The sequence below is a fragment of the Streptomyces sp. S6 genome, assembly GCF_054880855.1.
The window spans coordinates 1-5,707 of record NZ_JBTYMC010000377.1; the positions used below are offsets into that span (position 1 = coordinate 1).

At 72.2% G+C, this 5,707-nt stretch carries 4 protein-coding genes and 1 pseudogene; 3 read left to right on the forward strand and 2 right to left on the reverse strand.

The window, feature by feature from the left end; translation table 11 throughout:
* From ACVNF4_RS31595 to hflX, 3 genes are all read left to right on the forward strand, one after another.
* Positions 1-497: ACT domain-containing protein (locus ACVNF4_RS31595; RefSeq protein ID WP_461806307.1), on the forward strand; the 497-nt coding region annotated here is incomplete at its 5' end.
* A gap of 167 nt (positions 498-664) precedes the next feature.
* Complete coding sequence (locus ACVNF4_RS31600; RefSeq protein WP_461806308.1) at positions 665-2,269, forward strand: M1 family metallopeptidase; 1,605 nt, start codon at positions 665-667, stop codon at positions 2,267-2,269.
* A 218-nt stretch (positions 2,270-2,487) separates the two neighbouring features.
* On the forward strand, positions 2,488-3,981 hold the full coding sequence (gene hflX, locus ACVNF4_RS31605) for a GTPase HflX (RefSeq protein ID WP_461806309.1): 1,494 nt from the start codon (positions 2,488-2,490) through the stop codon (positions 3,979-3,981).
* Positions 3,982-4,036: 55 nt separating this feature from the next.
* On the opposite strand, the gene ACVNF4_RS31610 is transcribed toward hflX, so the two are convergent.
* Both ACVNF4_RS31610 and ACVNF4_RS31615 read right to left on the reverse strand, forming a co-directional pair.
* Positions 4,037-5,239 carry a trypsin-like serine peptidase gene (locus ACVNF4_RS31610; protein ID WP_461806310.1) on the reverse strand — a complete coding sequence of 401 codons (1,203 nt, stop codon included), beginning with the start codon at positions 5,237-5,239 and terminating at the stop codon, positions 4,037-4,039.
* Between the two features lie 202 nt (positions 5,240-5,441).
* A pseudogene (locus tag ACVNF4_RS31615) lies at positions 5,442-5,707 on the reverse strand (hypothetical protein); the annotation flags it as partial.

Sequence of the window (5,707 nt, forward strand, 5' to 3'; positions counted from 1 at the left end):
CCGACGCGCCGCTGCCGCACCCGTCGACCGCCGCGCGCGCGGGGAGCTCGATCTCCGTCGCCGGGCGGCCAGGGGTGAGCGTGCGGCTCGCCGGGTGCTGTACGCCCGTGCCCGCCGACGAGGTCACCGGGTTCGCCGTGCGCGGGGGAGTCGTCACCGTCCACCGCGTCGAGTGCGCCGCCGTCGCGCGCATGCGTGGTGCCGGGCGGCCCGAGGCCGACGTCCACTGGGGCGACTCCACCGCGTGCCGGGTCACCCTCCTCGCCGAATCGTTCGGCCGCCCGCATCTCCTGGCCGACCTCACCGAGGCGATCGCCCTGGAAGGCGCCGAGATCGTCTCGGCCACCGTCGAACCGCCCTCCCAGGGGCGCGTCCGGCACACCTACACCCTCGAACTCGCCGACGCGGGCGAACTCCTCAGCCTCATGCGCGCGATGAGAAACGTTCCTGGGGTGTACGACGTGAGCAGGGCGCAGCATCATGCGGGGGCGCACTGAGGGGCCGGGTTTCGGGGCGGGCACGCGCGCGTAGGGATGTCCGGCTGGGGTCCCCGCGCGCGTAGCACCCCTGTCCCCGGCAACTCAGCCCCTCCCGGGCAACCCGTTCGGGTGGGTCGGGTGCGAGTCGGCGCCGTGGGGGAGAGGTGCGCTGGTAGCGGTGGGGCATGCTGCGCAGCTCCCGAACCGAAGCCTCCCGGATCCAGGCCTCCCCGGCCGAAGCCACCGGGACGGCCGATCCCACCCCCGCCTCACTCCGAGCCCCCCAGCGCCCGGCGTACCGCCCCCGCCGTCTCGCCCAGGCCGCCTTCGTCGCCTCCGCGCTCTCCCTCTGCCTCGTCGCCGCGAGCGCGCCCCCCGAGCAACTCGGCATCGGGGACCGGCTGTTCCCGAACCTCGGCAACCCGGGGTACGACGTCGCCGCGTACGACCTGGACTTCACGTACCCCGGGAGCAACGACAAGCCGCTGCGCGCGGTGACGACGATCGACGCGTGGACGACCGAACGGCTGGAGCGCGTCAACCTGGACTTCGCGCACGGCGACGTCGAGTCGGTCGAGGTCGACGGCGAACCGGCGACCTACGCGCGCGCGGGCGAGGACCTCGTCGTCACCCCGGCGCGCCCCCTCCCCGAGGGCAGCTGGATGCGGATCACTGTCCGGCACACCAGCGACCCGGTGCCCCCGGAGGACGGCGAGGGCGGCTGGGTGCGGACCGAGGACGGGCTGGCCATGGCGAACCAGGCGGACGCCGGGCACATGGTCTTCCCCTGCAACGACCACCCCTCCGACAAGGCGATGTTCACCATCAGGGTGACCGCCCCCGACGGCTACACGGCCGTAGCCAACGGCCTGCCCGCCGGCGTCGACCGCGCGCGCGGGACCACGACATGGACGTACCGCACCCAGCACCCCATGGCGACCGAGCTGACCCAGGTCTCCATCGGCCGCTCCAGCGTCCTGCACCGCGAGGGACCGCACGGACTGCCCGTCCGGGACGTCGTCCCGACGCAGGACCGGGAGGCCCTGGAGCCCTGGCTGGCGAAGACGCCGGACCAGATCTCCTGGATGGAGTCGAAGGTCGGCCCCTACCCGTTCGAGACGTACGGGCTGCTCATGGCGGGCGCCACCACCGGGTTCGAGCTGGAGACGCAGACCCTGTCGCTGTTCGAGAAGGACCTGTTCACCGAGCCCGGATACCCCGCGTGGTACGTCGAGTCGATCATGGTCCACGAACTGGCGCACCAGTGGTTCGGCGACAGTGTCTCCCCGCGCGCCTGGTCCGACCTGTGGCTCAACGAAGGGCACGCCACCTGGTACGAGGCCCTGTACGCCGAGGAGAAGGCGGGCCGCACACTGGAGGCCCGGATGAAGGCCGCCTACGGGGAGTCCGACCGCTGGCGCGCGGCCGGCGGTCCGCCCGCCCTCCCCAAGGGCCCCGAGCCCGGCCAGAAGATCAGCATCTTCCGGCCCGTCGTCTACGACGGCGCCGCCCTCGTCCTCTTCGCCCTCCGCGAGACCATCGGCCGCCCCGCCTTCGAACGCCTGGAGCGCGCCTGGGTGACCGAGCACCACGACGGTGTCGCGAGCACCGCCGACTTCACCCGCCTCGCGGAACGCGTCTCCGGCCGCGACCTGGGCGCCTTCTTCGACGCCTGGCTCCACGGCACGAAGACCCCGCCGATGCCGGGCCACCCGGACTGGAAGTCCAGGACGCCGGTGAAGGCGAAGCCGGCGCAGGAGCAGCCCGCGGCACGCCACGGACGCCCCTGAGGCACGCGGTGAGGGCGCAGGAAGGGCCCTGTGGGCTCGTGAAGGGCACCTCCGGCCCCGTCCCGCCTCGGATAAGCCGATGACGCGGCGGGGCGGGCCGTGCGAACATTTTCGGGCCGGCGTGGTACGAGGCCGAGGTGCGGGAATCTTCCGCGGGGCTCGTGCGTTGAGCAGGGTGACAGGCGCCCTAGCGGCATCTTCGACGACGTAAGGACCCAATGACCTCCTCTTCTTCCCCTTCCCAGGACACCCAGCGCGCCGCGCACTCCTATGCCGACGGTCTTCGGGCCGATGCCCTGATGGAAGAGGACGTCGCCTGGAGCCACACGATCGACGAGGAGCGGGACGGCGACCAGTTCGACCGCTCCGAGCGCGCGGCCCTGCGCCGCGTGGCCGGTCTCTCCACCGAGCTGGAGGACGTCACCGAGGTCGAGTACCGCCAGCTGCGGCTGGAGCGGGTCGTCCTCGTCGGCGTCTGGACCACCGGCACCGCACGCGACGCGGAGAACTCCCTCGCGGAGCTCGCCGCCCTCGCGGAGACGGCCGGCGCGTACGTCCTCGACGGCGTGGTCCAGCGCCGTGACAAGCCCGACGCGGCCACGTTCATCGGCTCCGGCAAGGCCCAGGAACTGCGCGACCTGGTCCTGGAGAGCGGCGCCGACACGGTGATCTGCGACGGCGAGCTGAGCCCCGGCCAGCTGATCGCCCTCGAAGACATCGTCAAGGTCAAGGTCATCGACCGCACGGCCCTGATCCTCGACATCTTCGCCCAGCACGCCAAGTCCCGGGAGGGCAAGGCGCAGGTCGCGCTCGCGCAGATGCAGTACATGCTGCCGAGGCTCCGCGGCTGGGGTCAGTCCCTGTCGCGGCAGATGGGCGGTGGCAAGGGCGGCGGTCTCGCCACCCGAGGCCCCGGTGAGACCAAGATCGAGACGGACCGGCGCCGGATCCGCGAGAAGATGGCGAAGATGCGCCGGGAGATCGCGGAGATGAAGACCGGCCGCGAGATCAAGCGCCAGGAGCGCAAGCGCCACAAGGTGCCGTCCGTCGCCATCGCGGGCTACACCAACGCCGGCAAGTCCTCGCTGCTCAACCGCCTCACGGGCGCGGGCGTCCTGGTCGAGAACGCCCTGTTCGCGACCCTGGACCCGACCGTCCGCCGCGCGGAGACGCCGAGCGGCAGGCTGTACACCCTGGCGGACACGGTCGGCTTCGTCCGGCACCTGCCCCACCACCTGGTCGAGGCGTTCCGCTCCACGATGGAGGAGGTCGGCGAGTCCGACCTGATCATCCACGTCGTGGACGGCTCGCACCCGACCCCGGAGGAGCAGCTCGCCGCCGTCCGCGAGGTGATCCGGGACGTCGGCGCGACCGCCGTCCCCGAGATCGTCGTCATCAACAAGGCGGACGCCGCCGACCCGCTCACGCTCCAGCGGCTGCTGCGGATCGAGAAGCGCTCCATCGCGGTCTCCGCGCGCACCGGCGAGGGCATCGCCGAACTGCTCGCACTGATCGACGACGAGCTGCCGAGGCCGTCCGTCGAGATCGAGGCGCTCGTGCCGTACACGCACGGCAAGCTGGTCGCCCGCGCCCACACCGAGGGCGAGGTGATCTCCGCCGAGCACCTCGCGGAGGGCACGCTGCTGAAGGCGCGGGTCAACGAGGAACTGGCCGCGGACCTCGCGCCGTACACCCCGGCGCAGGCGCTCTGACGCGGATACGACGAAGCGCCGCCCCCGTTGTGCGAGGGGGCGGCGCTTCGCTGCGTCACTGGCCTGCGGTCTTCTTGCTGACCGACTCGTACACGCCCCGCGCGACCTCGCCGAGGTGCGGCCCCGCGAGCCAGCCCGAGGTGGCCGGGCCGATCGACGTGTTGGAGACCAGCGCGGGCTTGCCGTCCTTCCCCTTCGCGATCCAGCCGCCACCGGAGGAACCGCCGGTCATCGTGCAGCCGATCCGGTACATCGTCGGGTCCGCCGTCGACAGCGAGAGCCGCCCCGGCCTGTCCGCGCACTGGTACAGCTTCTGCCCGTCGAACGGCGCCGCCGCCGGGTAGCCGGTCGCCGTGATACCCGGCACCTTCGCGACCGCCGGAGCCGCGAAGTCCACCGGCAGCGCCCCGCCGACCGTCTCCTCCAGCGACTTTCCGGAGCCGCCCTTCTCCGGGGTGACGTGGATGACCGCGAAGTCGTACGCCGCGCCGTCGCCGCCCGTCGGGCCGCCCTGCGCGATCCACTGCTGAGAGGTCTGCGCCCAGTCGCCCCACCACACGCCGTAGGGGGCCACCTGCTCACGCGTCGCGGTCCGGAGCGCCGACGTCGGCATCGCGCTGTCGTTGTACGACGGGGCGAAGGCGATGTTGCGGTACCAGCCACCCTTCTTGCCGGCGTGCACGCAGTGGCCCGCCGTCCACACCAGGTTGGACTTGCCGGGGTGCGCCGGGTCCTGCACGACCGTCGCCGAGCAGACCATCGAGCCCTCGGGGGAGTCGAAGAACAACTTGCCCGCCTCGGGCACGTTCGCGTGGTACTTCGCCGCCACGGCCTTCGCGTCCACCGGCGCGGGCTCCGGGTCCGTCACACCCTGGTCTCCCGACAGGTCGCTGTCGTCCACGCCCCGGTCCGGGTCCTGGGCGTCCCGCATCCGGTCCCGGTCCCACAGGCCCTCGATGATCGGGTTGACGAAGTCCTGGGCCTCGCGCAGCCAGCCGTTCTTGTCCCAGTTCTTCCAGGCGCCGTTCTTCCACTTGTCGAGGTCGATGCCGTGCTGCTTGAGCCGGTCCAGGAGGTCGCTCGGGATCTGGACCTTCCCGCCGTCGGAGGCGGAGGCCGCGGCGGACGGCGAACCGCTCGCCTGGTCGTCGCCGTTGCACGCGGTGGCCGTGAGCGCGAGGACCGAGGCCATGGCGACCGCGGACAGCGCCGCCCGGTGCCTTCGACGAGCGGTGAACGGCGGCCGTATGGATGGCATGTCTGAACTCCCCCTGCTTTCTGCGTACTTGGAGCCGTGACGGGAGAAATCGGCCGCTCGGAGGGTGAGTTCGAGCCGATTGCGCGGTCACGTGGAACGGCAACACACGATATGCGCTCGCTGTGAGGGACTTCCGTGGGAACGGCAACGGTTTCGCTACGAGCTGCCTGAGCTGGGGACTTGGGTGGAGAAACGGTTCCGGTCAGGCGTCCCGGGGGTTCCGGGAGCCGGATGCCGTCCCCTTCGGCACAGGAGCGCATCGCGCCGCCGCGCCGATCTTCCGCGAGGCCGTAACCCGCCGGTCGGAGCGGGGTTGGTAGCGGTGGGGCCGGGCGGCCTCGGAGGCGGGGGCGCGTCCCCGGTCGAGGGGAAGGCAGGGAGCCGTGGGCGGGATCGGGGCGGGGGAGCGGGGGGACGGCAACGCCGGGGAGTACGGGCCCGGCGTGTACGAGGGGATCCTGCGGCGGC

Coding starts and splice junctions, on each gene's coding strand:
- ACVNF4_RS31600 (WP_461806308.1), top strand. CDS start 665: ATGCTGCGCAGCTCCCGAACCGAAGCCTCCCGGATCCAGGCCTCCCCG.
- hflX (WP_461806309.1), top strand. CDS start 2,488: ATGACCTCCTCTTCTTCCCCTTCCCAGGACACCCAGCGCGCCGCGCAC.
- ACVNF4_RS31610 (WP_461806310.1), bottom strand. CDS start 5,239: ATGCCATCCATACGGCCGCCGTTCACCGCTCGTCGAAGGCACCGGGCG.